The organism is Peribacillus sp. P4_C12, assembly GCF_056402095.1.
The window spans coordinates 1-1,837 of sequence record NZ_JBFUIB010000644.1; the positions used below are offsets into that span (position 1 = coordinate 1).

The following is a 1,837-nucleotide window of genomic DNA, read 5'->3' on the forward strand; positions in this document are numbered from 1 at the left end:
GACTTTACAGAAAGGAAAAGTCTGTAGTAACACCATGCCTAACACAATGGAAAGGTAGTAGATTTATTCATGAGTAAAATAAAGAAGAAACCTGCTAGCTAAAATCGTTAGCAGGATTCTTCTTTTCCTTTTACTRCCGCTTTCATTCTAAGTAAAGCTTCAGTTAGAACCTCACGCGGACATGCAATATTTATACGTTCAAAACCATAGCCACCGCTACCAAACTTCATACCTTCATCGAGCCGAACTCTTACATTTTCTAAGAAGAACGAATGCAATTTGTCATGTGGAATTCCTAGATCTCGACAATCTAACCAAATCAAATGGGTTGCTTCTGGTTTCACAATTTTAATTGAAGGAATATATTCTTTTAGAAAGGAACAAACATATTGAAGATTCTCTTCCAAATACCCCTTTACTTCTTGGAGCCAAGGTAAACCATTATAGTAGGCAGCAATCGTTCCTTCCACGGCAAAGGCATTTGGACGCATTAATCCATATCCTGTTAAAAGCGCCTCATACTTTTCTTTAACATCTTTATTCGGAATAATAAAAATAGAGCTTTGCATTCCCGCAATGTTAAATGTTTTACTTGGTGCAGCACATGTAATAGAAAATTTTAAATGGTTTGGATGAACCGTTGCAAATGGTATGTGTTTATAACCTGAGTAAGTTAAATCTCCATGCATTTCATCCGAAATAACAAAGACACCATGTTTATCACAAATTTCTCCTATTTTTCTCAATTCTTCAAAAGTCCACACTCTACCTACTGGATTGTGAGGGCTACACAAAATAAATACTTTCGTATTTGGCTGTGATGCTTTTTCCTCAAAATCTTCAAAATTCATTTCATAGGCACCATTCGAATAAATGAGAGAATTGTTTAAAATGGTACAACCTTGTGTTTCAATCGTAGAAAAGAACGGATAATATACGGGGTCTTGTACGATAACCCTATCACCCGGTTGTGTTAATGCTTTTAACAATAAATTAATTCCAGGAATGATTCCCGGGCTAAAAGAAATCCATTCTCGTTTTAACTCCCAATCATATTGTGTTTTCCACCAATACTGAACAGCATCATAATAACGCTCACAAAACGTACTATAGCCGTAAATTCCGTGCAGTGCTTTTTGACTTATGGCATTTACTATTTCTTCTGAAACTTGAAAATCCATATCGGCAATACATAACGGAATAATATCTTGATCTTCTATATACCATTTAACCGAATGTGTTTTTCTTCGATCAATTAATTTTTCTAGTTGCATGACTTTCTCTCCTATCTTTCATCCCCTATTGATAATCAATCCATATTATATAGGAGATTGAAGCACATATTTGGTATGACTTTGGCTTTTCTTAAGTAAAGTCAGTTAATAACTTAGCAGCCTCGTCCATAAATCTCCAATAAATAATAATATATCAAAAAATGCAGTAACTTTAAGAATAAAACTAAAAAACAGGCATGCCCGTTAAGTAAGCGTTAATAACAAAGCCAGGCGTTTGTAGTGCCCAAAACATCCATATCTACTTAATTTTACTCGAAAAATATATAACGCCTTAGATTAAACAACATAAATGATGATACTAAAAAACATACTACAGATCATAAACAAAATCCCTATTTTTTTAATGTCCCTATTTCAGACCCCTTCGAATTATTATTTGCTTCAAAATAAAAACTACTACTATAAACAAATCAGCAGTCAGCATTAATAATTTTCACATCATACTTACTTTTTACTCTTTCTGACTTCCCACACCCTTTATCTTCCAAACACTAATCATTATTCTTCTAAACGGTCAATTCAGTCTGGCGACGACTTTAGAC

The 1,837-nt window shown here is 33.9% G+C and carries 1 protein-coding gene; it reads right to left on the reverse strand.

The features are described from left to right. Positions 1-107 precede the first annotated feature (107 nt). Complete coding sequence (locus AC1DUW_RS27555) at positions 108-1,274, reverse strand: MalY/PatB family protein (protein WP_477644016.1); 1,167 nt, start codon at positions 1,272-1,274, stop codon at positions 108-110. Positions 1,275-1,837 lie beyond the last annotated feature (563 nt).